This is a genomic window from Tumebacillus amylolyticus, assembly GCF_016722965.1.
Taxonomy (GTDB): Bacteria; Bacillota; Bacilli; order Tumebacillales; family Tumebacillaceae; genus Tumebacillus; species Tumebacillus amylolyticus.
The window spans coordinates 21419-47113 of sequence record NZ_JAEQNB010000005.1 but is presented as its reverse complement, the minus strand read 5'-3'; the positions used below and the strand labels follow the sequence as shown (position 1 = coordinate 47113).

Here is a 25695-nt window from a genome sequence, read left to right as displayed (position 1 = left end):
ATAGAGGAGGTGAGCGCATGGTAACGTTGACTCCGGCTGCGGTGGAGAAGGTCTCTTCTCTCATCCAAGCCAAAGACAATGACCAGTTGGCTCTTCGCATTTTCATTAAGTCCGGTGGTTGCTCCGGTTTCTCGTACGGCATGGCTCTCGACGAGAAGAAAGACAATGACCAAGCGTTCGAAATCGAAGGCGTGAAAGTCGTCATCGACGAAATGTCCGGCCAGTACCTGAACGGTGCTGTCGTTGACTTCGTAGACTCGATGATGGGTGCAGGCTTCAAGATCGAGAACCCGAATGCCACTTCCACCTGCGGTTGCGGTTCTTCCTTCAAAACCGCTGATGGTGCAGGCAAACCGGGCGCTTGCTGCTAATCAGTTCCAACGAAAACCACCACTCCTTCGGGAGTCGGTGGTTTTTTTGACGCGAAAAAAAGCGCTGGATTCCCAAGGGAGTCCAGCGCTTCTTTTTCAAAAGAAAAGGGCTTACAGAGCAGCTTTCGCAGCTTGAATTGCCGCTTCGTAGTTCGGGTGGTTGGTGACTTCGTTGACGTACTCAACGTGAACGACTTTGTCGTTTGCGTCGATGACGAAGACGGAACGAGCGAGCAGGCGCAGTTCTTTGATGACGACGCCGTAGTTCAGACCGAAGGACAGGTCGCGGTGGTCGGACACGGTTTGAACCTTGTCGATGCCCGCAGCTGCGCACCAGCGGCCTTGTGCGAACGGGAGGTCAACGGAGACGGTGAGGATGGTCACGCCTTCGAGGGTTGCAGCTTCTTCGTTGAAGCGGCGGGTTTGTGCATCGCAAACGCCGGTGTCCACAGACGGAACAACGGAGATGATGCGCACGGTGCCCTTGGAATCAGCCAGGGTAACCGGGGTGAGGTTGTTTGCGAGGACGGTGAAGTCCGGCGCGGTGTCGCCGACGTTTACAACGTTGCCTTGCAGGGTGACAGCGCCGCCCTTGAAGGTGATGCCTTGACGTTCTGCTACAGTGGTCATGAGTGTTACCTCCTGATTTTTAATGGGTATGTACTTCTAAACGTACAAGTTCTATCATACCCGAAATTGGCAACCAATTATGTGATGTAGCCCCCATTTGGCGAAAGGACTTGTCCTGTGACGAACGATGACGAGGGAAGTGCAAGAAATTGTACCGCATTCGCCACGTCTTCCGCCGTTCCGAGACGGCCGACCGGCGTTTCCTCGGCGAGCATCGCGAGGTCTTCGTCGCTCAGATGCCCGAGCATGTCGGTTTGAATCGCGCCGGGAGCCACCGCATTGACGGTGATACCCGAGAGGCCCATCTCTTTGGCGAGCGCTTTGGTCAACGCGATCACACCGCCTTTGGAGGCGCTGTACGCCACTTCACAGGAGCCGCCCGCCAACCCCCATATCGACGACAAATTAATGATTCGTCCGTACTGCCGGGCAATCATATGCGGGAGAACGGCTTTGGTGCAGAGAAACGGCGCTTTCAAATTCGCCGTCATGATCGAGTCCCACTCTTCCTCCGTCATGTCAAGCAAGAGCCCGGTGTGGGCAACTCCCGCGTTGTTGACGAGAATCGAAGGCGCACCAAAATGAGCGGACGTCGTCTCGACGAGGCGAGAGACGTCCGCTGCGTTCGATACGTCCGCTTGCACGGTGAGAACCCGCACGTCATGACGGCGGCAGATGGCGGCTACAGATTCAGCCATTTCGGCGTTCTGCCGATAATTGACGACCACGTGGGCACCGGCGCGCGCGAGACCGACGGCGATCGCCGCTCCGATCCCGCGAGACGCTCCGGTGACGATGGCCGTCTGCCCGTTCAAGGGACGTGTCGAGGCGTTGAGAGATGTGAGGTGAGAGGTCAAAAACGTCCACTTCCTTTCCATCTCTCTACTGTATCAAGAAAGCTTCAACTCTTCCAGCCACTCGCTCAGCAGACGATTGAACGTCTTTTGCGCGCGGGTTGCAACGGCGTGGTTGACCCCTTCGACAACGGCGAGACGAGCGTGGGGGAGGAGTTGTGAGAACTCGCGGGCGTAGATGGCCGTAGCGTGGTCTTTGGAGCCGTGAACGAGCAGGACGGGGCAGTGGATGCGCGAGGAGACTTGACGGGTGGTCAAATAGTCTTCACCGGCGTGGAGAATCCGCAATCCTTCTTCGATACTCGCCCGTTTGGCAACGCGATAAAAAAATCCGCGCTGCACGAGATTTTCCGCATTGCTCACCGCCGTGGCGTAGGCGGCGAGTTTGTGGAAGTTGGTCAGCAGGAGCCATCGGCTGAACATCGTCTTGAGCGACATGTACACGCCTTTGACTTTGGCGAACGATCCGATCAAGCAAAGACCCGCCACTTTTTCCGGATGGTCGATGGCGAATTGCTCGGCGATCAGAGTGCCGGACGAGTAGCCGACGAGGACGGCTTTTTCGATCCCGAGAGTTTCAAAGAGAGCGTGCAAATCCTCGCTGTAGGTGCGAACTGTCGCAGAGTCTTTGGAAGGTGCTGTGCCGCCATGACCCCGCACGTCGTAGGCGATGACCGTGTAATGGCGGGCGAACACGGGCGTCTGGCCGATCCACATCTGGTGGGAGAGGCCCATGCCGTGGATGAGAATCAGCGGGAAGCCCATGCCGGTCACCGTGTAGTAATGCGAGAGGCCGTCGTGTTCAAAGCGCGGCATAAGTTATTCCTTGGGCGGCAACCCGGCTGTGGCTTGCGGGTCCACGAGATTCGTGTCGCCAAGCCCGATGTTCGGGTCGATCCAGCCTTGTGGAGAGAACGGGGCAATCGGTTCGAGGTCGTAGCCTTCGGTGGCCGGATTGCGGTATTCGGGGGGCAGGTTGCTTGGAGCGACATTGCCAAACGAATACGGACTCTCCACGCCATGATTGGCAGGTAAACTCTCATACGAAGGAAACTCTCCATCGGCGTCACGCGAAGTCCCCCGATGCGGCTTGCCCCCGTATTGCATGATGATCCGTTCCGCCGTCATCGCTTCCTGTTCGGAGTAGACATCCACTGCGATAAAAACGCTCTCGCTTCCTGAACGATTCGCGCTCGAAGTCCCCGTTTTTTCGTTGTTTGTGTGATTTGTGCTCTCTTCTTGAGCTTCCCCGCGCAATCTCGTCCCGCCGGGGCCGTCCTCCAAGCCGTAGGCTTGCTCGAACTCGCCCATTTCGGCGAGCATGTAACTGCCGACACTTTGCCCGATGGCATCTCCCGCAATCGGTCCGCCGGTCAGGATCGGACTCATGCCGGGGTAGAGGTACGCAATCGTGCCAAGCGCAATGCCTCCGATCTCGGCCATCTCCGCCATCAACGTCTCTGCTGCCCCCATGCCGCCGTCGGCGAGTCTTTCGATCTCCGTACGATTGTCTACGCCCCCTGTTGTGGCAGGGTTTTGCGCATGTTTTGGGGTGAGAATCGAAATTCTTTCCTTAAAATAAGGTGTTAAGTCCTTGACGCACCCTTTGGCTGTTGTATACGATTGAAAATGAGTGATGATTCGTTCATTTTTCATGGTTTCCTGATCAACTCCTTCCACTTATAGAGTTTGCAGGAACCAGCTCAGCGATACAGTTTTAGCTTAGGGAGGAATTCATTTGTTCCGTAAAGTCCTGATCGCCAACCGCGGCGAGATCGCTTGCCGCGTCATCCGCACTTGCAAAGCCTTGGGCATCCAAACGGTCGGTATATATTCCGAAGCGGACGCAGAAGCGCCGCACGTGACCCTGGCAGACGAAGCGTTCCTCGTCGGCGCACCGCCGGTCGCACAGAGTTACTTGAACGTCGAGCGTATCCTCGAAATTCTGAAGGAAACGGGAGCCGATGCCGTCCATCCGGGCTATGGCTTGCTCTCGGAGAACACCGACTTCGCTCGTCGCATCGAAGAAGCGGGCGTCACCTTCATCGGCCCGTCCATCGAAGCAATCGCCGCGATGGGCTCCAAAATCGAGTCCCGCAAAGCGATGGAGACCGCAGGCGTTCCGGTCGTGCCGGGCATTACCCGCCCGCTCGTCGATGCAGAGGAAGGCGTAACCGTCGCCAACGAAATCGGCTACCCGGTTATGCTCAAAGCATCGGGCGGCGGCGGCGGCATCGGCATGCAGGTTTGCCATTCTGACGAAGAGCTCTTGAAAGCCTACGCAGGCAACCAAAACCGCGCCAAGCAATTTTTCGGCGACGACGCGATGTACATCGAGAAGTTCGTCGAAGAACCGCGCCACGTAGAAGTCCAGATTCTCGCGGACAAGCAAGGCAACACCGTCTACCTCTGGGAACGCGAATGCTCCATCCAACGCCGTCACCAGAAAGTCGTCGAAGAAGCGCCGTCCCCGTTCTTGGACACCGACCTCCGTCAACGCATGGGCGAAGCGGCCGTGCGCGCAGCGAAGTCGATCGGCTACAGCAACGCGGGCACCATCGAGTTCCTCGTCGATAAGCACCGCAACTTCTACTTCTTGGAAATGAACACCCGTCTCCAAGTGGAGCATCCGATCACCGAAGAGATCACCGGCCTCGACCTCGTCGCCGAACAATTGCGCATCGCAGCAGGGGAAGCACTCGGCTACACCCAAGAAGATGTAAAATTAGAAGGCCACGCGATTGAAGTCCGCATCTACGCGGAAGACCCGAAAACGTTCTTCCCGTCGCCGGGCACGATCACTCGTTTTGAACCGCCGACCTTCGACTACGTGCGCAACGAAATCGGCACGGCAGGTGCGGGCGCGAAAGTTACCCCGTTCTACGACCCGATGATCGCGAAGTTGGTCGTCAAAGCGACCAACCGTTTGGAAGCGATTACACGCATGCAGGAGGCGTTGGAGCACTACCACGTCGAAGGAATCAAAACCAACATCCCGATGTTGCGTGAAGTGATGGCGCATGAAGCGTTCCGCGCCGGGGATACGACCACCGATTTTGTGGCAAAACACATTCAGAAAAAATAACAGGGTTCTGTGCGAAACGAACCATCAGGAGGATAACAATCATGACTGAAATCACCGCAAGCATGGCAGGAAACGTATGGAAAGTTCTCGTTAAAATCGGCGACACCGTCGAAGACGGCCAAGACGTGGTCATCCTCGAATCGATGAAAATGGAAATCCCGATCGCAGCAGACTTCGGCGGCAAAGTCGTGGAAGTGCGCGCAGAAGAGGGCGGTTTCGTCAACGAAGGCGACGTTCTGGTCGTAATCGAGGACTAATCATGCAACTGCCAAACGCTGTCACGATCAAGGAAGTCGGCCCGCGCGACGGCTTGCAAAACGAAAAAACCGTCATCGCGACCTCCGACAAAATCGAATGGATCAACCGCCTGTCCCGCACAGGCGTCAAACATATCGAAGTCACCTCGTTCGTCAACCCGAAGTGGATTCCGCCCTTGGCGGATTCCTTCGAGGTGGCGACGGGCATTGAACGAGTTGAGGGCGTCACGTACTCGGCGCTCGTTCCGAACATGCGCGGCATGGAAGGGTTCCTGAAAGCGAACCTCGACGAAGTGGCGGTCTTCATGTCCGCGACCGAAGCGCACAACCTCAAGAACATCAACAAATCGATCGACGAGACCTTCCCCGTGTTGAAGGAAGTCATCGACGAAGCGTTGAAAAACGGCAAGCGCGTACGCGGCTACGTCTCGACGATTTTCGGTTGCCCCTACGAAGGGACGACCGACGTCAAACAAGCGCTGTACGTCTCGCAGAAACTGCTCGACTTGGGAATTCACGAATTGTCGCTGGGAGACACGATCGGCGTCGCGAATCCGGTCCAAGTTCAGCAGGTGCTGGAAGTCTTTTTGAAAGAGATCGCAGGCGATAAACTTGCGATGCACTTCCACGACACCCGCGGCATGGCGCTGGCAAACGTCGTGGCGTCGCTCCAGATGGGGATGACCACGTTCGACGGAGCCCTCGGCGGCTTGGGCGGTTGCCCGTACGCACCGGGTGCTTCGGGCAACGTCGCGACAGACGACCTCGTTCACATGTTGCACGGGATGGGTCTCCAAACCGGCATCGACGAAGGAGCCCTGATCGCCTCCGCTCAATTCATGCAAGAAAAAATCGGCCGCCCGCTGCCGTCGCATACTCTGCAAACCGTCAACGCTTGCTAAAAAAAGGCCGGTCACGCTTGCGTGGCAGAGCCGCTTTTCCAAGGGAGAGGAGTTTTTGTATGCCGTTTGATCCCAAGATTCAGAACTTCCGCGACACGCCGCTTTCCGAAGAACGCAAAGGCCTCGTGGTGACCACCATCGAAGACGGCATCGCCACCGTCACCCTGAACCGCGTAGAAGCGCACAACGCGCTCTCCGTCGAGATGCTCGAACAATTCATCGACACGCTCTACGCGCTCAAATTCGATCCGAACGTCCGCGTCGTCGTCGTGACGGGTGCGGGCGAAAAATCGTTCTGCGCTGGTGCCGACCTGATCCAACGCGGTCAGATGGACATGCCGCAAACCCGCCAGCACATCAACTTGATTCGCACCGCCGTCAACGAACTCGACCTCATGCCGCAGCCGGTCATCGCAGCGGTGAACGGCGTGGCATTTGGCGGCGGCATGGAGCTTGCCCTGCCGGCCGACATCCGCATCGCCACTCCGAACGCCAAGTTCGGTTTGACCGAAGTGGCGCTCGCGATCATCCCGGGCGCGGGCGGCACGCAACGCCTCCCGCGTCTGATCGGCCTCGCCAAAGCGAAGGAGCTGATCTTGACCGCCCGCCGCATCGAAGCGACGGAAGCGGAGCGAATCGGCCTCGTCAACTACGTGGTCCCGCACGAAGAGTTGCTGAACAAAGCATACGAACTCGCCCGCGAGATCACGAAAAACGGCCCGATGGCCGTCCGCCAAGCGAAACTCGCGATCAACAAAGGGGTCGAAGTCGACCTCGCGACCGGGCTTTCCATCGAGCAAAACGCTTACGAAGTGATCTTGCCGTCCCAAGACCGTGTCGAAGGCCTGCGCGCTTTCAAAGAGAAACGCCCCCCGGTCTACAAAGGCGAGTAAACATTCCGTAGGTTCTTGATAGGTTCTGGAGAGGAGAAATACCCACTATGACTTTTGACCAAACGCTCGCAGATCGCGTAGCCCGCATCAAACAAGGCGGCGCACCGAAATACCATGAAAAAAACGCCGAAACCGGCAAGCTGTTCGTCCGTGACCGTCTCCGCCTGCTCTTCGATGACGACTTTATCGTAGAAGACTCCATGTTCGCCAACTTTATGGCGGGCGATCTCCCGGCAGACGGCGTCGTCACTTGCCTGGGCAAAGTCGGCGGTCGCACCGTTGCCGTTATGGCGAACGACTCCACCGTCAAAGCCGGTTCCTGGGGCTCCCGCACCGTGGAGAAGATCATCCGCATCCAAGAGACGGCTGAAAAACTCAACGTCCCGATGATCTACCTCGTCGACTCCGCAGGCGCGCGCATCACCGACCAGATTCAGATGTTCCCGGGCCGTCGCGGTGCAGGACGCATCTTCTACAACCAAGTGAAATTCTCCGGCCGCATGCCGCAAGTTTGCGTTCTGTTCGGGCCGTCGGCTGCCGGCGGTGCGTACATCCCGGCGTTCTGCGACATCGTGATCATGGTCGACAAAAACGCTTCGATGTACCTCGGCTCCCCGCGCATGGCGGAGATGGTCATCGGGGAAAAAGTCACCCTCGAAGAAATGGGCGGCGCCCGCATGCATTGCCAAGTCTCCGGTTGCGGGGACGTGCTCGCGAAAACCGAGCAAGACGCGATCAACCAAGCGCGCCAATACCTCGGCTACTTCCCGCAAAACTACAGCGAAATGCCGCCGGTGGCAGAAGCGCTCGACCCGGCAGCTTTCGAGAAGTCGATTGCAGAAATCATCCCGGCGAACCAAAACGCGCCGTTCAACATGCTCGACCTCATCAACCGCCTGATCGACGAAGGCTCTTGGTTTGAAATCAAGAAGTTGTTCGCACAGGAGTTGCTGACCGGTCTCGGTCGCATCAACGGTCGTGTCATCGGGATCATCGCGAACCAACCGAAAGTCAAAGGCGGCGTGCTGTTCGTCGATTCGGCCGACAAAGCGGCGAAGTTCATCACCCTCTGCGACGCGTTCAACATCCCGATCTTGTTCCTCGCCGACGTTCCGGGCTTCATGATCGGGACCAAAGTCGAGCGTGCCGGCATCATCCGCCACGGCGCGAAACTGATCTCCGCAATGTCGGAAGCTTCCGTGCCGAAGATCTCCGTCGTCGTGCGCAAAGCGTACGGTGCAGGTCTCTACGCGATGGCTGGCCCTGCGTTCGAACCGGATGCATGCCTCGCGTTGCCGTCCGCTTCCATCGCCGTCATGGGTCCGGAAGCTGCAGTCAACGCTGTGTACGCAAACAAGATCGCCGAACTTCCGGAAGAAGAGCGTGCCGCGTTCATCGAAGCGAAGCGCGACGAGTACCGCGAAGACATCGACATCTACAAACTGGCGTCCGAGATGATCATCGACGGCATCGTCGACCCGAACGACCTCCGCGCCGAACTCGTCCGCCGCTACGACGTGTACTCCTCCAAGTACGCACCGTTCACGGACCGCAAACACCCGGTCTACCCGGTATAATATCGGTACTTTTAGTAAAAATCCCCTCTTCGTTTTGAAGAGGGGATTTTTTCATTACTGCTGCACCTTTTCTTTTTGGTACAATTGTTTCTTTTTTCTATATTTGTTTTGATAAGTATGCTAATATTAGGGTGAGATAAAATAGAAAATTTAGCCAGATTCATTCTGGCATTGGGGGAAAAATATGAAACTGTATTCGTTAAAAATTGAAGGATTCAGACGTCATGTTTGCACAGAGATTCATTTTTTAGATGCGACATTCTTGATAGGTCAAAATAACATAGGGAAAAGCTCCGTATTACAAGCGTTGAATTACGTCTTGAATGATATCAAAAAAATTCCAGACGAAGAGTTTTTCCATATTTCGTCTGAGAGTGGTACTGAAAATATTAGACTTGCGGATAAAGTGGTATTAACTGCAGAATTCCGAAACGTACCAGAGGAAGCAAAATTTTGGAGAGGCTTTAAAGGAAGAATTTTGTCGTATGAACTTCCGCTTGACAGCTATGAAACAGGAAATAGGATTGTTTATAGAAAGACGTTTGAACCAAGAAAGGATTATGTTGTTGAAATGCGGGAGTTAAAACGTACAATTAAGCCCGAATTTCAATCGTGTTCCAACTTAAACGAACTCATTCATGCAGGTTTGGATGAAGAAATCGTTGATCAACTGTTTTCCGGTGCAGACCGAGCTAAAAAGTTGCTTAAAAAGCAGACAGAAATTCTAGAAGAATTAGATGAAATGTATGACTTCAACGAGGCGGAGGAGGATTGGTTCATTAATCCCGGTGGCATCCCTTCTATCGTTCTTCAGAAACTGCCGAAGTTTCTCCTTATCCCAGCCCAAGATAAAACAGAAGAATTGTCTGGTAGTAAAGGGACTTTAGTCACAACACTGGAGGAACTTTTTAAAGATGTACGTGAAGCATCACATAACTATCAACAAGCACAGCACTATCTTAATCAACTCGCATTGGAACTTGATCCATCCGATCAAGATAGTGAATTCGGCGGGATGATGGGCGAATTGAATAGTGTTTTGGGCGAAGTTTTTCCCGACTCTAAAATTAATGCCCAGGCCAAATTGTCCGACGCGGATTCTGTAATCAAACCACAGTTCAACATCACTATGTCAAGTAACATCACAACACCTGTCTCTCTGCAAGGAACAGGGATGATTCGTTCGGCTGTGTTCGCTTTGCTTAGATACAGAAATATACGAGATAACAAAAAGAACAGTTCTGAAAGCTCTCCTATTAGACCGTTGCTTATCGGTTTTGAAGAACCAGAAATTTATCTTCATCCTAATGCAGCAAAACAAATGCGAGATACCATTTATGAGTTGGCACAACAGAATCAAATTGTATGCACAACTCACTCGCCGTATATGATTGATTTGAGTAAAAGACCAATGCAGATACTCAACAATCTCACCGTTGATAAAGTGAAGATGGCGTATGAAGCAGAAACAATAGAGGTCGATAAGATTCATTCTTATCCTCTTAATACAACAAACGCGTACAAAAAATTGGAAGAGGATGACAAGGTATACGTAAAAATGTTGTTGAAAATCGATGACTATATGGCAAAGGTATTTTTCTCGAAGCAAGTGTTAATTGTTGAGGGGGACACTGAAGATATTGTCTTGCGTGAGACTATTAACAGAATGCCTGAAAAAGTGAGAAAGGACATCTACCACAACTGGCAGATTGTAAAGGCTCGTGGCAAAGGTAGTATTACCTCACTTGTAAAATATCTGAAGGCTATGGGAATCCAGCCATATGCAATGCATGATAAAGACACTGGTAAGCCAAACGCCGAAATGCATAACCAACCTATTTTGGATGCGGTGGGAGGGCCTGATAAACGAATCATGCTGGAAAACTGCATTGAGGATGTACTTGGCTACCCAGCACCCTCGAGTGAAAAACCTTTTAGAGCTTATAGGTTTAGTTCTCAATGGGGTCAATCATGGACGGATGTACCTGAACCATGGCGTAAGATAATGGAGGGGATATTCGAAGAATCTTTTAAGTTGCAACAAGAAGAATCTATCGTCACGACCTAGGTGGAAATTACAGACGGGCTCTAATCACAAGCACTTGTAAAAAAGAACCTGCCTCCCACGGGAGACAGGTTCTTTTTTTTCAAAACACTAGCGGACGACCGGCAGACTTTTCAACCCGTAGATAATCGGGCTTGCCACCGTCTTGAACTCGGCACCTTCCACGAGCTTCATCGTCGGGAAGCGGTTCATCAACGCTTGAATCGCGATGCGTCCTTCCAGACGAGCAAGCGGTGCGCCGAGGCAGAAGTGCGGGCCCATGCCAAACGCGATGTGCGGGTTCGGGTTGCGGTCGATCACAAATTCATCGGCACGGTCAAACTTCTCGGGATCAAGGTTCGCCGAACCGATCCACGCGATGACTTCTGTGCCTTCCGGAATCGTCACGCCGCCGATCTCCACCGGTTCCTTGGTGAAGCGGTTCATCGACTGTGCCGGAGAGCGGAAGCGCAGACCTTCCTCAATCGCCGAATTCAGCAAGTCCGGCTCACGGACGAGGCGTTCCCAATTCGCCGGAGTTTCCAGCAGGGAGAGCATCGTGTTGCCGATCAAGTTGGTCGTCGTCTCGTTGCCCGCGACCAGCAGGAGGAAGCAGAAGCCGAGCAGTTCCGGAATCGTCAGTTTCTCCCCGTCCACTTCAGACGCCAGCAGGGCGGTGATCAAGTCGTTCGACGGCTGAATCGCGCGGGACTGGATAACTTGCGCAAAGTACGCTCCGAGCTCTTGCGTGACGGAGTGGCGCAGTTTCATATTGTCTTCAATCGTCTCGCCCGCTTCGAAATCGACGCCCTTGACGACGATGTCGGACCAGTGCTTGAATTTCTCACGATCTTCATTGGGCACGCCGAGCATTTCGGCGATGACGATGACCGGCAGCGGGTAGGAGAAGTCGCGGATGATGTCAAAGCCCGGTTGATTCGCGACTTCATCGAGCAGTTCCTTCGCAATCTCTTCGATGCGCGGAGCCAGAGCTTCGATGGCTTTGGGTGTGAACGCTTGGGCGACGAGTTGACGGTACTTCATATGTTTGGGCGGGTCCATGTTGATGATGCTCTGCGACGTCAATTCCTCGCCTGCACGTTGCGAGGAGAAGTTTGCATGGTCGGAGAGCACACGCTGTACATCTTCAAAACGGAAGACATCGTAGCAGGTGCGTTCGGCATCGTAGTGTACCGGACCGACGTCGCGCATCTCACGGTACCACACATCGGGAGACGCTGCGCTGAGCCAGCCGCGGGACGGGATGATCAGAGCGGGCATTTTTTGCATAAGTGAATCCTCCGTTCTCAATTGGCACGAATTGATATGTAATTCTGTTAACACTTCAATGCTAATCGGAAAAGCACGAGGAAGCAATGGCTTGACAGGAAATAATGCGCTATCATGGGAGTACACAGAAGTAGACGGAGTGGAGGGGAAGACCACGATGGAAAAAGACAACCTGTCACCGATCCTTGCGGAGTACGACCAGGAGATCGGCATCTATTCGGACTTCAAGACCAAAATCGAAGTGCTGATTCAAGAACTGCTGAAGCAAAATGACATCCACGTGCATTCGATCACCGCCCGCTGCAAAGACCGCCGCAGCCTGCAAGGGAAAATCGCCCGTTCGGATGGAAAATATTCATCACTTAACCAAATCACCGACATCGTCGGCCTGCGCATCATCACCTATTACAACGACGAAGTGGACGCCGTCGCCAAACTTGTGGAGAAGGAATTCGAACTCGACATCCAAAACTCCGTGGACAAACGCGAACTGCTCGACCCGGATCGCTTCGGCTACCTCTCGCTGCATTATGTCGTCAAACTGCCGGAGAAGCGCCTGTCGCTGACGGAGTACGCCAGATTCGTCGGGTGCAAAGCGGAAATTCAAATCCGCTCGATCCTCCAACACACTTGGGCGGAGATCGAACACGACATGGGCTACAAAAGCAAACAAGCGATCCCCAAGGAGATCCGCCGAAGTTTCTCCCGTCTCGCCGGACTGCTTGAGATCGCCGATCTTGAATTCACGAAAATTCGCGATTCGCTCGAAGAATACGAGAACGAGGTGCAAGAGCAGATCCAAGACCAGCCGACCACCGTGCTGATCGACCAAGCCTCGCTGAAGTCCTACATCAACACCAGTGCCTTGGTGCAAGAACTGGACGAGCAGATCATTTCCTATTCGGGGGCTTTGCTCCAACTCAACGAGCACTTCATCGGCGCGATGGTCGACAAACTGCACTTCTGCGGGCTGAACACGATCTCCGACATCGAGGAACGGCTGAACAAGCACAAGTACCTCATCGTCGAGATCGCCAAGCAAGTCTACCAGTCGCAACAGCGCCCGCTCGACATCATGAGCGTGGGCATTTCACTGCTCTACCTCTGCAACGTCCTCGTCGCGAGCACAGAATCCTTGGAATTCGTCCGTCGCTACGTGCGCGGCTCTTCCAACATGGACCCGGCGTTGGAAGAGCGCTTGGCGATGGACATCTTGCTGTTCTACAAGCAGGCCATCTCCCTATGAAAAAAATCGCCATCGTCGGCCCCGGAGCCATCGGGCGATTGTTTGCCGGAGTCCTCGTCAGCGGCGGGCATCGTCCCGTTTTCGTCTGCCGCCGCGAGGAGCAAGCGCAAGCGTTTTTGCAAGACGGGCTTGCGTTCGTGAACTTGGCGGGGGAGGAGCACCGTCTGGACGTCAGCGCTGTTACAGGCGACGTGCCTTCTGACGCGGACGCCGTCCTGCTCACGGTCAAGAGTTACGACACGCACACCGCCGCGCAAAAACTGCCTGCGAACATCCCCGTGCTCTCCCTGCAAAACGGTCTCGGCAACGGCGAAACCCTCGCCCGACACCTCGACCCGACCCAACTCGCACTCGGGCTGACTACCCACGGAGCCACGTCGGACGGCAACACCCAAGTCCACTACAAAGGCGCGGGCCAAACCGTCCTCGGAGACTGGGACCTCCTCCCTGAAAAAAACAGCCCGGCCCACTGGTGGGCCGAGCTGTTCACTTCCTGCGGACACGCCGTCACGCTCTCCGAAGACATCCGCACCGAAGTCTGGAAAAAAGCGATGGTCAACATCGGCATCAACCCGTTCACCGCGCTCCATCGCAAAAAAAACGGCGAGCTCCTCGACAGCCCCTCGCTGCTGCGGATCATGCGCCTCACCGTCGAAGAAGCAGAAGCCATCGCAAGAGGAGAGGGTGTCCACCTCACCAACAGCTTTGACCGCGTGCTCGACGTCTGCCGGCAAACGTCCGCCAACACGTCCTCGATGCTCCAAGACGTGCTTGCCGGACGTCGAACCGAAATCGAATCGCTCTGCGGAGTCATCGAATCCTTCGGCCACAAGCAAGGCGTGAAGACCCCGTACAACACCGCCATGCTCGAACTCGTCCGTGCTCTCTAAAAAAAGCCCGCTCCTGTGCGTACAGGAACGGGCCTTTTTTTGAAGGGTGCGAAGTGGACGAGCATCGAACAACTTCGCCCACGTCCGGGGTTGTGCAAATTCCTCCTGAATTGGAAGTGTATAGGAACCTTTTACACAACCTTCATAGATTTTCCTCTATTCGTTCAAGGTTTTTTCACAAAACCGTAATGTTTACTATTTACATTCACGCATGGGGCGATTACAATATAAACTATGGAATTTCGGAATTGTTCCGATCTGATTTCTGTGGAGCCGTGCAAACGGTTGCTGATGCCTCCCCTTTTATCACATCCACAGAGACTTCCACACTTTTTGTTCGTTCTGAAATGACCCCATTGTGTAGACTGAGAGAGTTCTTGAACTCTTTTGGTCTCTTTTTTTTCCATATCAGGGTTGCAAAATGATTCGAATCGTGTAATATTACACTATAAGAGTCAAACGGGAGATGGATAGAGCATGGAACAACGAGAATTCGACCAACTGATTTCTGAACGAACCCGCACGATTCGAGCCGAAGCGAACGTTACGCAAGACCGTTTTGCCGAGATGATCGGCATTTCCAAGAAAACGCTCGTCGAAGTCGAAAAGGGACGCAAGACATTCGGCTTCACCACGTCGGTGACGGTGGCGGTGTTGTTTCGCGACGGAGAGATCGTGCAGAATCTGTTTGGCGACGCGGTGATGGAGATCATCGACCTCTGCGCCCGCCAGAGCGCCGTAAAGCCGTGGTACAAAACGCTCGGGGGCCATGTGTTCTGGACGCTGTTCATCGAGCACGAAGGATATCGGATGCAACACAACCGCGTCACGGGACATTACCGCATCCTCGATCCGAAGAATTATCTCATCTATTATTCGTTTGACAAGGATGAGGTGCGGCAGCGCTTCAATGAAATTCTGAGTCAATAAAAACCTGACCTCCGTCTGTGGGGGGTCAGGTTTTTTTTGCGTCTTGCGTCTGTTCGAGCAGACGTTTGTTGGCGAGCAGGCGTTGATCTTGCGGGCGGTAGGCGCGGGCGATCTGGTTGTGGAGGTAGGCATGGTCGAGATCGCCGATCTGAAAATAGCAGATGCAAAGCTGTACATGGGGCAACCAGGTATAGTAGGGGCGGTGGAGAACGCCCCATTGAGAGGTGGAGAGTGGCAGAGTGGTCGCTTGTTCGAACCACTTGGCGGCTTTTTCCCAGTTGTTGCGTTGCAGTTCGAAGTCCCCGAGCCGACAGCAGACTTCGGCGCGTGGGGGGCCGTAGTCGAAAGCTCGGAGGAGGGCGGCGTGTTGACGTTCGGGTTCTCTAAGTTGAGCGAAACAATCGGCGAGTTTCCAGCAAGCGGCGATGGCATCTTCGAACCAGCATTCGTCTGAGTTGAGGAAGTCTTCGAAGGCGGAGACGGCTTGTGGGTAGAGGTTGTGGTGGAGAAGTTCGGTTCCGTAATAGTAGAGGTCGCGGGGGGAGAAGGGGTCTCCTTGGGCGAGTTTTTTTTGGTAGATGCGCAAGTTGCGGTCGGTGTCGCCGTGCATGCGGTAGTGTGTGACGGTGAGGTCGCTTTCCAGATGAGTGCCGTCGACGGCGAGGTATTCGTGGACGGCGCCGTGCCAGCGGAAATTTTTGCCGCGTTTGAGAAGTCGGTTGCGTCTGCAGGAGCTGAGGACTTGGCCGTGGTCATCTGTGCCGAGAACATAAGGGCAGGAGACGAAGTCGATCACGGGATCGAGCGTTTGTTTGAGGTGTCGGAGTTTGGCGCGGTCAGGTTCGAGCAGTTGGTCGTCGGCATCGAGCCAGAGGATGTAGTCTTGGGTGGCGTAGGAAAAAGCGGCGTTTCGCGCGGCGGCGAAGTCGTCGATCCAAGGGAAGTGGTAGACGCGGTGTGTGTACGTGGCGGCGATTTCGACGGTGGAGTCGGTGGAGCCGGTGTCGAGGATGATGAGTTCGTCGACGAGGTCGTGGATGGAGTCGAGACAGCGGGGGAGGGTGAGCGCTTCGTTTTTGACGATGAGGCAGAGGGAGATCGTGATCATGAGAGTTTGCGCAGGGTGAGGAGGATGCTGTGTTCGACGGGTGCGAGTTGGATGGGGAAGCCGGTGACGTTTTGCAGACGGACCGGGGCGGGGACGTCGACGAAATGGAGGACGATCTGCCCGGTGTCGCGTTTGTTCGCGCCGGAAGTGCCGCGTGAGTAGGAGGTGGGAGCGACGATTTTGCCGTGGATGTCGAGGACGAAGTAGCTGGTTTCAATCGTGCTGATTTCGTAGGTGATGAGATAGTGGCCGGGTTCTTGGACGGTGAGTTCAACAGGAGCGAAGGCTAAGTCCTCAATGGAGAGTGGCGTGAACGAGAAGGATGTGGAGTCTTCGAGGAGAGAAGTATCGTGCGAATCTGAAACCGAGTCCCTCTGTGCGAAAAAACCCCCAGTCGGGCATGTGATGCCTGTGGGAGACGTGATGCCGGTCGGACACGTGATCCCAGTGGGAACCACAATCTTCAAAAGTTCTGTGGGCGCGACGAGTTTGCTGTCAACAGAATCACCGAATGGCGAGGACTGCTTCAATTCCTGCCAGAACACCCCGACTTTTTCCGGTTCCTTCGGTTTCACTCCATCAGGCAGAATGGTCGAGGACGCTTTTGTTTTGCTTTTGGGGTCTTTCGAGCGACGCAGGCGGTCGATTTTTTTCCGAGAGATGTTGCGGCACACGGGGCAGATGTATTTATGAAACAAGGTCGGCTGCTTCTTCTGACTCGACAACTCACATCACTCCTTGCATTCAAAGCTGTCAGCACATTCTCCACCATCTTGGTCAACACCTGATCAACCAACAAACTGCCTCCAAACGTAATCGACCCCGCCGAAAAAACGCCCCCGCCGCCAGGATGGGCGTAATACATCATCTCGGCACCCGCCCCGAACGCATTCGTCCCTTTCGCCAGCAACTCCACATTCGCCGGAGAGTCTGCCGTGACCTTGTCAGTCTCCCAGCCGGAAGCACCGCCTAAATTGCGTCCCGCCTGCCCGATCAAATCCCCGTTTTTCACACCCGTCCCCGCAAAAATCCAATGATCCGCCTGTACAACGCGATACGGGCTGTAATCATGCGCCACCGTGTTGAAAGCCACTCCCACCACACGCGCTTCCGGTCGTTTCACATGCACCCACGTACCCCCGGGCTCCCCGGTCAACTCATGCAGACCGCAATCCTTGCGCACTTCCAACTGATGCCCTTGAATCACCGTCTTCCAATACACGCTGTTCGCCGACAGCGTCAACAATGAACCGCCGCGGTTCAAAAACCTTTCCAACGCATCATACATCGTTTCCGTCCAATACTCTCCGTGCGTATTGATCACCAACGCCGAAGCTCCCTCCAAGACCTCCGGCGTGTGGTGCAGGTCCCAATCGGCGATCAGTTGATACGGATGGCCTTGCTTCTCCAACCAGGCCAGCACATTTTTTTCCGCACCCGCCAGATGTCCGACCTCCGTAATCGGAAGGGTCGACGGATTCGGACGTTGCGTCGAGAGGATCGCCGAGTGCGTTTTTCCCGGACCGTCTGAAAGATGATACTCGTACAGGGAGGCTCCTCCCCAGTCATTGTATGCCTGCCATGTATTCGTGGAAGCAAGTACGACCAGGGAGGGTTTGGCTTTTTTCGGTGGTGCTTTCAAAACGAACGTGATATAAAACCACCCGCCCGCCTCATCGAACAACCGCGCCGCATACAGCCCCGACGGCCATTCCTCCGGCACCGTGAACGCATAACTCGTCGACCAATTGCATCCGTCCCGATACGCATGCAGCGGGTAGGGCTGGACATACCCCGCAATCCCGTGGGCTTCGTACATCGATTGCTCCTCCAGCCCGAAACGGATAAATTCGACCGAAAACTGCGGCTGTGGCGAGTGAACTTTAAACAGAATCGTTTCACCGGGCTCGTAACTGACCTTGTGGCTGTAGCCTTCCAAGGAGTGCGTGTTTGTCACCGGCTGTACCTCCTCGCGTCGCGTGATTCCGTCAAACAGCGCATCCCACGCCGCATCATTGCCTTCCCAACGGATGTCGTCATTGGGAAGAAGCACGGAACAGACCCGATCCAACCCCCAATCCAGCTCGATCAACCGACGATCATCTGTGTAATTCACGACGAGCAGGAAAAAATCGCCCTGTGGACGCAACGCCTCCAGGGCGGTCACCAAGGCCTCCGTCTGCTCCCGAGTGCCCGCTAAGCGCACGAACAGCACAGAGTCACTTTTTTCAACCTGTTGTAAAAAACGCCGGATTCTGCGATCCAGTTTTTCTCGAAACGCGGGATAGTCTTCCACCCACTCTCGGCCCGGCACGATGTCGATGTCATGCATGGACGTCGATTGGTACCTGTCATCGAACAGGACGTGATGATACGCACCTTCGCCTGCAGGCAACAATTGAATGTTCTCCCGCGCAAAGTACTCTTGGAAGCGAGATTGCAACAACTCCGTCAGCATCGGCAACGAATACGTGAGCATCCAATCCAGCGGTCCGGAGGAGCTTCGCAGCCCGATGCGATCCAATTGGTAGGCGGTTTGACAGTTGCCGCCGAGGCTTAGCACCGCATCAAATTCCCGTTTCAGTTCAGCCAATTTCACCAAGAAGTTGTGCCTCCCTCCAAGACCTTGCGAATTTGCAACGCGACTTCCAGCGCCTTGGTTCCCTCAGCAGGTCCGGTCAGTGGAGACTGTGAACGTTCGATGCATTGCACGAAATGCTCCAACTGGCTCGTCAGCGGGTCGAGCGGTGGAACGGCGACCTGCTCGACGAGGTGTTCTGTACGGTACGGGGTCGCGGCGGGTGTGGCATCGATTCGGGAGATGGAGAGCTCGCGCGTCAGGAAGTCGAGGTTGAGAAAGCGGTGGGTCTCCGTGATCGAGAGCGAGCGGATTTTGCGCGAGGCTACGCGGTTGGCGACGAGGTTTGCCAGCATGCCGTTTTCAAAAACCAACACCGCCGTTGCGACATCCGCTTCTCCACCGGACTGTAGCGAAATTCCTTGGGCACAGATTTTTTTGACGGGGGAGTGCACCAGTTGCAAGACGATATCCAAGTCGTGAATCATCAGGTCCAAGATCACATCCGACTTCATCAACCGTTGCGCCGGTCCGTAGCGGCGCGCTTCCAAGAACAACATCTGAGAGGGTTGCACGGCGAGGAACAACTGCTGGGCGGCGGGGTTGAAACGCTCAATATGGCCGACTTGGACGATGACCGGGTGTTTTTGAAGGAGGTTTTCCAATTGCGCCGCTTCATCGAGCGTCGTCACATACGGCTTCTCGACGAAGACGTGCTTCCCGGATTGAATCGCGTCGCGGGTGTAGGCAAAGTGGAGCGGAGTGGGGACGGCGAGCACCACGGCGTCCACCTGTTGCTGGAGGTCTGCATACGAGCCACAGGCGGTGGTGTTCAATTGGGCGGCCATCTCCCGACAGCGAACTGAATCTACATCAAACACCCCGGCGAGGACGATCTGCTTCATCCGGCTGAGGGCTCGCCCGTGGTGTTGGCCCATCGCGCCAAGCCCCACGAGGCCGATTCGAAGAGGTGTCATGAGCGATCGCCTGCACTTTCTCGAATGGCTTCGATCACGTAGTCTTGCTGAACTTCCGTCAACAGCGGGTGAATCGGGAGCGCGAGGATGCGTCGGGCGGCGGCTTCGGAAACGGGGAAGTCACCTGCGCAATGTCCGAGTGGAGAGAAGACCTGCTGCAAGTGCAAGGGAATCGGGTAGTAGATGCCCGTTGCAATGCCCTTTGCTTGGAGATGGGCTGCCAACGTGTCACGTTGCGGGCTCTCGATTGAATATTGATGGTATATATGTTCACGGTCAGGAGCGACCGCCGGAGTTTGCACGATCCCTTGTAAGTGGCGCGTGTAGCGCTGAGCGAGAGCGCGGCGTTTTTCATTCCATGCGTCGAGAACTTTGAATTTGACGCTGAGGACGGCAGCTTGCAGTTCATCCAATCGGGAGTTGAGACCGAGTTGCACGTGGACGTACTTTTCATAACTGCCGTGGTTGCGCAGGCCGATGATCTTGTGCGCGAGGTCGTCATCGTCGGTGGTGATCAACCCGCCGTCGCCAAAACCGCCCAGATTCTTGGTCGGGAAAAAAGAAAAGCATCCGGCGATGCCGAACGATCCTGCTTTTTTCCCTTGGTACGAGGCCCCCATCGCTTGGCAGGCATCTTCGATAACCGGCACGTTGCAGGCGGCTGCGATGCTTTGAATTTTTTCCATGTCCGCGACTTGCCCGAACAGATGCACGAGGAGCACCGCTTTGGTGCGGGCTGTGATCGCTGCTTCCAGCAAGTTCGGGTCGAGGTTGTACGTCGCCGGGTCGATGTCGACAAAAACGGGTGTGGCACCCGTGCTGGCTATGACTTCCGCCGTCGCAAAAAACGTGAACGGCGTGGTGATCACTTCATCTCCAAGACCGATTCCCAGCGCTTCAAGCGTCAACAGCAACGCATCCGTTCCATTGGCGACGCCGAGCGCGTGCTTGGTTCCGACATAAGCGGCGAGGTCTTGCTCCAACTGCCGCCCCTTGGGACCGAGGATGTAGGAACCGCTGGCGAGTACCTCCAACACGGCGGTTCGTATGTCATCACCCAGCAGCTGGTATTCTCCCTGTAAATCTAAAAACGGGACTTGCATGTGGGGTCGCCTCCTCGTCAACTGGGATCCAGCAAGGCGGCAGGGACGCCGACGACCACAGTCTGGTCCGGCACGTCGCGGGTGACGACGGAGCCTGCGCCGACGATGGCGAGTTTGCCGATGACGACGCCGGGCAGAAGCGTTGCGTTGTTGCCGATCTTGGCACCGCTTCGAATCGTCGGGCCTGCCAGAGAATAGGGTTGTGCGCCCATGTACTTGTCGTTGGACATCGAGACACAGGGCCCGATGAACACATGGTCTTCAATCGTGGTATCGCCCGTGACGTAGGCGTTCGTTTGAATCGTGCAGGAGGCGCCGATGGTCGTATTCAACTCGACGATTGCGGCGCGTCCGATGACGGTGCCGGGCCCAATCACCACGTTTTCCCGAATGCTGGCATGGTCGGCGACGAACGAATTCTCTCCGATCACGGTGCCTGTATAGAGGGAGACCAATTGCCCGATGCGCGTGCCGGAGCCGATGGTGAGCGTCAGATTCGACACGCCCGTGGTCCGCATAGTGGCGTTGCCACCCGGTCTAACGCCGAGGACGCAGTGATGGCCGACGGTGACGTTGTCGCCCAGTTTGGTTCCGGCCAGCAAGACGCAGTGATGCCCGATTGTGACGTTTTCGCCGAGAATCACTCCGTCTTCGATCACCACAGAATCGCCGATTTTTGCAGAGGCTGGAATCATACCGTTCCCTCCTGTTTCAAGATGCCTTTTTCGCGAAGCACGCGCAAGATGTAGTCCGCCCGTTCGCGGTAGCTGTGGTTTTTTTGGACTGCCATCTGCCCTTGGGTGCGGATGGTGTCCCGATGCTGTGGATGGCGGAGATAATAGTCCACGAGAAAAAGTGTCTCTTCCGGAGTCGAGGACACCACCAAATCTCGCCACGGCGTGAACACCTTGCGCACCGCGGGCGTGTCGGAGGTGATCAAAAAACCGCCCGACCCGAGAATCTCATACGTTCGCTGGGTCATCTGCGTCAGGAAATTCTGCAATCCGATCACGATCTTGGCGGAGCTGTAGACCTTGTTGCATTCCAGATACGACAGCTGCCCGTGCAACCAGTCTGCGGGGATGTCTTGCCCGAGAAACGGTTTCATGCCTTCCCAGCCCTTGCCCCAGAAGTCGATGCGGATGCCCTGCTCCAACAAGGGTTGAATCAGCACGCGCATCGATTCCATCCGGTAGTCGATGTCATATTGCCCGAGCACCCAATGGTAGGAGTTGGCGACGACGGCAATCGAGACATCGTACTTGGAGATCGGAGGCAAAGGGCGATGAATGGAAGGCTGGAACCCCCAATCGAGAGGAGCGGCGGGGATGCCGAGTTTGGCATACTCTTGCACAGATTCTTCACAGATGGTGAACACGAAGTCCGGCTGTCCATGCGTCAATACGACAGGCTTGACGAAATTGTCCAGAAACGTCGGGTCTTCCACAGACCAGTAGACGTGGGGGATGCCGACTTCTCGCGTACAGGCGCGAATCCAGCACAGCTTTTCCGGGAGCTGTTCATTGCCCCAGCCGTATGTGAGGACCACATCCGGCTGAAATCCGGAGATGACTTGCCGAACCCGTTCCTCACTCTCGGCCGGTACCACCATGATGTCATGGCCGCCGTCATAGAACCCGTTGGGCAACAAATGGAGGAGAACCTCATTGCTGTCAAAAAACAACACGCGCACCTTCGAACGCCTCCTCTCCCGCGAGTTGTACTCCTGCTGAGATAGTAAATGACGTCACGGGCATAGACGGAAGGGATAAACGCCTATATTTGGGTCAAAAGACACAAAAAAACCCCGATCCACCACGCGAGTTGCGTCTAGGGTCAGGGTTTTTCGTTATTCGGTCGTCGGTTGTTCCTCATCTTCGTGGCAAAGGTGGTTCGCATAATGCTGCGAGCCCCATTCGCGCAACGCATCTAAGACACTGGTCAACGTCAATCCGCTTTCCGTCAGCGTGTACTCCACGCGCGGCGGGATCTCCGGGTAGATCGTACGGTTGATGATGCCATGCTCCTCTAATTCTTTCAGCCGATCGGTCAACAGTTTCGAGGAGATCGGCAAGGACGTGGCGATCTCGGAAAAACGCTTCTTGCCATCGAACAGCTCGCGAATGATCAGAACGGTCCACTTTTTGCCGATGACACCGAGTGTCACTTCGATCGGACAACACGGATTCAATTCAGACATCTCGCTCGCTCCCTTACTCAGAGTTCTATTAGTATCAGTATAGCACAGTCTTTCCGTAAGTACGCTTACTTTACTATCGAAAGTGCATTTGCTATCGTGAACCCATATTAAGGAAAGGGGATTTTTCAATGGCAGGCTTATTCGATCCGTACACGATCAAAGGGTTGTCCTTAAAAAATAGAATCATGATGTCGCCGATGTGTCAGTACCAAGCGAACACAGACGGCACCGTCACCGATTGGCACTTTGTTCACTACGGCGCACGGGCGATTGGCGGAATCGGGCTGATCATGCTCGAAGCGAGCGCGGTGGAAGCACGGGGTCGCATTTCGAGACACGACATCGGCATCTGGTCCCACGAGCACGAAGCAGGCTTGAAGCGCATCGTCGATTTCGGGCACCAATACGGGTCCAAGATGGCGATCCAACTCGCACACGCCGGCGTCAAAGCGGAAACCGATGAACCGAACGTCGCTCCGACTGCCCTCTCGCACTTTGAGCGCTATGCGGTACCGCAAGAGCTCACGGTGGGGGAAATCACCCAGATTGTGGGGGCTTTTGCAACGGCGGCCGAACGCGCGGTGCGAATTGGGTTCGACACGGTGGAACTGCATGGCGCTCACGGGTACCTGATCAACCAATTTCTCTCCCCGTTGACCAACAAACGCACAGACGAATACGGCGGGTCGTTTGAAAAACGCCTGCGCTTCGCACTCGACGTCATCCAAGCGGTCAAAGGAGTTCTCCCGGCTGAGATGCCGCTGTTGCTGCGCGTGTCGGCGACCGAGTATTCGAACGAAGGCATCGACATCCACGAAATGGTGAAGATGGTCGCCGCTTTCAAACAAGCGGGCGTTGACATGGTGGACTGCTCCTCCGGCGGAACTCTGCCGGTGGCACCGCCGGCGATCTATCCGGGTTACCAAGTGCAGTTTGCGGACGCCATCAAGCAAGGGGCAGACATCCCCACCATCGCGGTCGGCCTGCTCGACACCCCGGCCCTCGCCGAAGAAGTGGTGCGCAACAACCGGGCAGACCTCGTCGCAGTTGGACGCGGCTTGCTGCGAAACGCACATTGGGCCAAAGTCGCGGCGCAAGAATTGAAAGTGACATTTGAGTTGCCGAACTCATATGCCCGGGCTTATTAAGTCAGACTGTATCTCTGGTAACAGAGAGACGAACGTATGTTTTGAGTCTCTAGAACCATTTTAATGTAATGGGTGAAAAACATGACATTCCTGCCATTCACATGGCAGGATTTCTTTTTATAGAACCGAATACCAGACAACAGTGGTGGAAAGTGGGGGAAAGTGGTGCACTTTTCCGCAAGGTGGGTGAAGAGGCAATGTTCATGGGGGAATATCAACACAACATTGATGACAAAGGACGCCTGATCATCCCTGCGAAATTTCGGGACGCGCTTGGCGCGAACTTTGTTGTGACCCGTGGACTAGATTCATGCCTGTTCGTATACCCGCGCAGCGAGTGGGAGAGTCTAGAGGCAAAGTTGAAGACTCTACCATTTACGAGAGCAGATGCCCGCGCGTTCAGTCGCTTTTTCTTCTCAGGGGCTACTGAGTGTGAACTCGACAAGCAAGGTCGCGTCAACATCCCGAACCATCTACGAGAATATGCCAAGTTTATCCGGGATTGTGTCGTAATCGGCGTGTCCAATCGCGTCGAGATCTGGGGCAAGGAAGCTTGGGATCAGTACTGTGCCCAATCTCAAGACTCGTTTGCTGAGATTGCGGAAAAACTAATCGATTTCGATTTGTAGGAGTGTTAACCAATGTCGGATACATCGACCTTTCATCACATTTCCGTTTTTGCAAAAGAAGCGGTGGAGGCTCTGCAACCGGAGCCTGACCATATCTATGTGGATTGCACGCTCGGAGGTGCAGGTCACTCGGGACGCATCTTGGAGGCCAGTTCGCCGACCGGCCGCCTGATTGCGATCGACCAAGACCTCATCGCCATCGCCAATGCCGAAAAAGTACTCGCCCCCTACGAAGGGCGGTTCACGATTGTCCATTCCAATTTTCGCCGATTAGCGGACATCGTGGCCGAACAGGGACTCTCCGGGGTGGATGGAGTGTTGTTTGACTTAGGTGTCTCCTCGCCGCAACTCGACGAGGGAGAGCGTGGATTCAGTTACCAGCACGATGCGCCTCTTGACATGCGCATGGACAAGACGCAAGACTTTACCGCACGCGATCTGGTCAACGAGTGGAGTCAAGATGAGATCATGAAGATCCTCTATGAATACGGGGAAGAGAAATGGTCGAAACGCATCGCTGAATTCATCGTCCGCGATCGTGCCAAAGCGCCGATCGAGACGACTGGACAATTGGTTGACATCATCAAAGCGGCCATTCCCGCCGCTGCACGCCGAGAAGGTGGCCATCCCGCCAAGCGGACGTTCCAAGGTATCCGCATCGCGGTCAACGACGAGTTGAACGTCTTCGCCGAGGCGATTCAACAAGCAATCGACGTTTTGAACCCGGGGGGTCGGGTGGCAATCATTACCTTCCATTCCTTAGAAGACCGCATGGCGAAGCTTGCCCTGCAAGAAGCCGCCCGTGGCTGCATTTGTCCGCCACAATTGCCGATCTGTCAGTGCAACAACAAGCCGCGCGTGAAACTGATCACGCGAAAGCCGATCGTTCCTTCTGAGGAAGAACTGGCGCACAACCCAAGGGCACGTTCCGCCAAACTGCGTATCGCCGAGAAACTCTAACCAACGGAACCTGTACACTGGAA

General features: G+C 55.1%; 26 protein-coding genes. 13 read left to right on the top strand and 13 right to left on the bottom strand.

What is annotated here, in order from left to right; translation table 11 throughout:
* The first annotated feature begins 17 nt into the window (after positions 1-17).
* Positions 18-371, top strand: coding sequence for an iron-sulfur cluster insertion protein ErpA (gene erpA, locus JJB07_RS15545; RefSeq protein ID WP_201636621.1), 354 nt, complete (start codon positions 18-20; stop codon positions 369-371).
* 111 nt (positions 372-482) lie between these two features.
* On the opposite strand, the gene tpx is transcribed toward erpA, so the two are convergent.
* The 4 genes from tpx to JJB07_RS15525 all read right to left on the bottom strand — a co-directional run bounded on the left by tpx (position 483) and on the right by JJB07_RS15525 (position 3511).
* Positions 483-1001: a thiol peroxidase gene (tpx, locus tag JJB07_RS15540; RefSeq protein ID WP_201636619.1), complete on the bottom strand. Its 519-nt coding sequence runs from the start codon at positions 999-1001 to the stop codon at positions 483-485.
* A 77-nt stretch (positions 1002-1078) separates the two neighbouring features.
* The gene (gene ymfI, locus JJB07_RS15535; protein ID WP_236588130.1) at positions 1079-1858 is read right to left on the bottom strand and encodes an elongation factor P 5-aminopentanone reductase; all 780 of its coding nucleotides are present in this window, start codon (positions 1856-1858) and stop codon (positions 1079-1081) included.
* A gap of 33 nt (positions 1859-1891) precedes the next feature.
* A complete protein-coding gene (locus JJB07_RS15530; protein WP_201636615.1) occupies positions 1892-2671 on the bottom strand; it encodes an alpha/beta fold hydrolase in 780 nt (259 codons plus the stop codon).
* Between the two features lie 3 nt (positions 2672-2674).
* Entirely contained in the window at positions 2675-3511 is an 837-nt protein-coding gene (locus JJB07_RS15525; RefSeq protein ID WP_201636613.1) for a hypothetical protein, read from the bottom strand.
* Positions 3512-3593: 82 nt separating this feature from the next.
* Here JJB07_RS15525 and JJB07_RS15520 point away from each other — a divergent pair, with 82 nt between their 5' ends.
* The 6 genes from JJB07_RS15520 (at position 3594) to JJB07_RS15495 (ending at position 10637) form a co-directional block, all read left to right on the top strand.
* Positions 3594-4940: an acetyl-CoA carboxylase biotin carboxylase subunit gene (locus tag JJB07_RS15520; protein ID WP_201636611.1), complete on the top strand. Its 1347-nt coding sequence runs from the start codon at positions 3594-3596 to the stop codon at positions 4938-4940.
* 41 nt (positions 4941-4981) lie between these two features.
* Positions 4982-5197 (top strand): acetyl-CoA carboxylase biotin carboxyl carrier protein subunit, encoded by a 216-nt coding sequence (locus JJB07_RS15515; protein WP_201636609.1) that lies wholly within the window; start codon positions 4982-4984, stop codon positions 5195-5197.
* Between the two features lie 2 nt (positions 5198-5199).
* Positions 5200-6099, top strand: a complete 900-nt coding sequence (locus JJB07_RS15510; RefSeq protein WP_201636607.1) for a hydroxymethylglutaryl-CoA lyase — start codon at positions 5200-5202, stop codon at positions 6097-6099.
* Between the two features lie 59 nt (positions 6100-6158).
* Complete coding sequence (locus JJB07_RS15505) at positions 6159-6992, top strand: enoyl-CoA hydratase (RefSeq protein ID WP_201636605.1); 834 nt, start codon at positions 6159-6161, stop codon at positions 6990-6992.
* Positions 6993-7039: 47 nt separating this feature from the next.
* Positions 7040-8569, top strand: a complete 1530-nt coding sequence (locus tag JJB07_RS15500) for an acyl-CoA carboxylase subunit beta (RefSeq protein ID WP_201636603.1) — start codon at positions 7040-7042, stop codon at positions 8567-8569.
* Positions 8570-8753: 184 nt separating this feature from the next.
* Positions 8754-10637: an ATP-dependent nuclease gene (locus JJB07_RS15495; RefSeq protein ID WP_201636601.1), complete on the top strand. Its 1884-nt coding sequence runs from the start codon at positions 8754-8756 to the stop codon at positions 10635-10637.
* Between the two features lie 87 nt (positions 10638-10724).
* On the opposite strand, the gene JJB07_RS15490 is transcribed toward JJB07_RS15495, so the two are convergent.
* Positions 10725-11903, bottom strand: a complete 1179-nt coding sequence (locus tag JJB07_RS15490) for a cytochrome P450 (RefSeq protein ID WP_201636599.1) — start codon at positions 11901-11903, stop codon at positions 10725-10727.
* A gap of 157 nt (positions 11904-12060) precedes the next feature.
* Between JJB07_RS15490 and JJB07_RS15485 the strand changes: the two genes are divergently transcribed.
* The 3 genes from JJB07_RS15485 to JJB07_RS15475 all read left to right on the top strand — a co-directional run bounded on the left by JJB07_RS15485 (position 12061) and on the right by JJB07_RS15475 (position 14969).
* Entirely contained in the window at positions 12061-13149 is a 1089-nt protein-coding gene (locus tag JJB07_RS15485; protein WP_201636597.1) for a GTP pyrophosphokinase, read from the top strand.
* Positions 13146-14039: a ketopantoate reductase family protein gene (locus JJB07_RS15480; protein WP_201636595.1), complete on the top strand. Its 894-nt coding sequence runs from the start codon at positions 13146-13148 to the stop codon at positions 14037-14039. The genes JJB07_RS15485 and JJB07_RS15480 overlap by 4 nt, the downstream gene beginning before the upstream one ends.
* 477 nt (positions 14040-14516) lie before the next feature.
* Positions 14517-14969 (top strand): helix-turn-helix transcriptional regulator, encoded by a 453-nt coding sequence (locus JJB07_RS15475; protein WP_201636593.1) that lies wholly within the window; start codon positions 14517-14519, stop codon positions 14967-14969.
* 25 nt (positions 14970-14994) lie between these two features.
* Here the strand turns inward: JJB07_RS15475 and JJB07_RS15470 are convergent, their stop codons facing one another.
* From JJB07_RS15470 to JJB07_RS15435, 8 genes are all read right to left on the bottom strand, one after another.
* Positions 14995-16077, bottom strand: a complete 1083-nt coding sequence (locus tag JJB07_RS15470) for a tetratricopeptide repeat-containing glycosyltransferase family 2 protein (RefSeq protein WP_201636591.1) — start codon at positions 16075-16077, stop codon at positions 14995-14997.
* Positions 16074-16652 (bottom strand): hypothetical protein, encoded by a 579-nt coding sequence (locus JJB07_RS15465; protein WP_201636589.1) that lies wholly within the window; start codon positions 16650-16652, stop codon positions 16074-16076. The genes JJB07_RS15470 and JJB07_RS15465 overlap by 4 nt, the downstream gene beginning before the upstream one ends.
* Positions 16649-18676 carry a DUF1796 family putative cysteine peptidase gene (locus JJB07_RS15460; protein ID WP_347338365.1) on the bottom strand — a complete coding sequence of 676 codons (2028 nt, stop codon included), beginning with the start codon at positions 18674-18676 and terminating at the stop codon, positions 16649-16651. The genes JJB07_RS15465 and JJB07_RS15460 overlap by 4 nt, the downstream gene beginning before the upstream one ends.
* Complete coding sequence (locus tag JJB07_RS15455) at positions 18673-19632, bottom strand: Gfo/Idh/MocA family protein (RefSeq protein ID WP_201636586.1); 960 nt, start codon at positions 19630-19632, stop codon at positions 18673-18675. The genes JJB07_RS15460 and JJB07_RS15455 overlap by 4 nt, the downstream gene beginning before the upstream one ends.
* Positions 19629-20735 (bottom strand): DegT/DnrJ/EryC1/StrS family aminotransferase, encoded by a 1107-nt coding sequence (locus tag JJB07_RS15450; RefSeq protein WP_201636584.1) that lies wholly within the window; start codon positions 20733-20735, stop codon positions 19629-19631. The genes JJB07_RS15455 and JJB07_RS15450 overlap by 4 nt, the downstream gene beginning before the upstream one ends.
* 17 nt (positions 20736-20752) lie before the next feature.
* Positions 20753-21430 (bottom strand): acyltransferase, encoded by a 678-nt coding sequence (locus JJB07_RS15445; protein ID WP_201636582.1) that lies wholly within the window; start codon positions 21428-21430, stop codon positions 20753-20755.
* On the bottom strand, positions 21427-22428 hold the full coding sequence (locus JJB07_RS15440) for a DUF3880 domain-containing protein (protein ID WP_201636580.1): 1002 nt from the start codon (positions 22426-22428) through the stop codon (positions 21427-21429). Before JJB07_RS15440 ends, JJB07_RS15445 begins: the two co-directional genes overlap by 4 nt.
* Before the next feature lie 156 nt (positions 22429-22584).
* On the bottom strand, positions 22585-22935 hold the full coding sequence (locus JJB07_RS15435) for a winged helix-turn-helix transcriptional regulator (RefSeq protein ID WP_201636578.1): 351 nt from the start codon (positions 22933-22935) through the stop codon (positions 22585-22587).
* 128 nt (positions 22936-23063) lie between these two features.
* Here JJB07_RS15435 and namA point away from each other — a divergent pair, with 128 nt between their 5' ends.
* The 3 genes from namA (at position 23064) to rsmH (ending at position 25672) form a co-directional block, all read left to right on the top strand.
* A complete protein-coding gene (namA, locus tag JJB07_RS15430; protein WP_201636576.1) occupies positions 23064-24083 on the top strand; it encodes an NADPH dehydrogenase NamA in 1020 nt (339 codons plus the stop codon).
* Between the two features lie 197 nt (positions 24084-24280).
* Entirely contained in the window at positions 24281-24712 is a 432-nt protein-coding gene (gene mraZ / locus JJB07_RS15425; protein WP_201637313.1) for a division/cell wall cluster transcriptional repressor MraZ, read from the top strand.
* A 12-nt stretch (positions 24713-24724) separates the two neighbouring features.
* On the top strand, positions 24725-25672 hold the full coding sequence (rsmH, locus tag JJB07_RS15420) for a 16S rRNA (cytosine(1402)-N(4))-methyltransferase RsmH (protein ID WP_201636574.1): 948 nt from the start codon (positions 24725-24727) through the stop codon (positions 25670-25672).
* The last annotated feature ends 23 nt before the right edge of the window (positions 25673-25695 follow it).